Raw genomic sequence first — 784 nt, forward strand, 5'->3', positions numbered from 1 at the left:
TTCAGTTCCATTTCGAGTTTCGTTTCTAGCTCACCGACGGTATTATTTAGGCTCAATAGGTAGCCAATCAGTTGATTGAGAATATCGCGAGAGAGCCAATTCTCTCCGTTTAAAATGCCTTTTAGCCCCATCATTACCTTGTCGAAATCATCCTCAAAATAGAACAAACCTTTCAAGTTTGACCAAGTGAGTAAGCTCTCGATCCTCAGATTCGGTTCTGCGTTGACCAATACAGTCGCATCTACGTGCTCTAACTCACTGAGAGTTTGTTTGACCTCTGGCAATTCAGGGAGAGAACTATCGACTATCGCTATATAGTGTTCATCGCGGGTGCTAGGGAAATTGACGTCAGCGCCTTGGGTTAAAAGTACGGGTTTTTCTAGGTTCTGTTCAATAGCGGTTTGCAAGCCGCGACCTTGAATGTTGTTGAAGGTGAACAATAAGACGGTGTTGTTGGTTGTGTTGGTATTCATCATCAATGAACCTCCTGTCGAGACTGCATAAACTCATTTCCTACTTGATGAAAGCGATAGAGCACCAGGTCTAACAGCCCATCAAAGCAATATTTCACCATGGGGTTTCCGAAGATTTGTGTGGCGGGGGCTCTAAAGAACGTAACTCGCCGATGTTGATAGAAGTCCCGAATAAAAATGTCGAAGAGAAGTTGTTTAATCACGGGCTCATGAACCGGGAAATGGATGATCGTATTTCCCATGACTTGGAGAATGTCGGTGACTAAGTACTTCAGTATCGAGCGCCCTAAATGCCAAAAGCTGAGAATCCT

The 784-nt window shown here is 44.1% G+C and carries 1 protein-coding gene and 1 pseudogene; both read right to left on the reverse strand.

Translation table 11 applies throughout. The annotated features are described in order from the left end of the window. Positions 1-476: helix-turn-helix transcriptional regulator (locus tag R8O11_RS26820; RefSeq protein WP_318194822.1), on the reverse strand; the 476-nt coding region annotated here is incomplete at its 3' end. Then, positions 476-784, reverse strand: a pseudogene (locus R8O11_RS26825) (XRE family transcriptional regulator); the annotation flags it as partial. The gene R8O11_RS26820 and the pseudogene R8O11_RS26825, both read right to left, overlap by 1 nt.

The organism is Vibrio sp. 1288 (assembly GCF_033344475.1).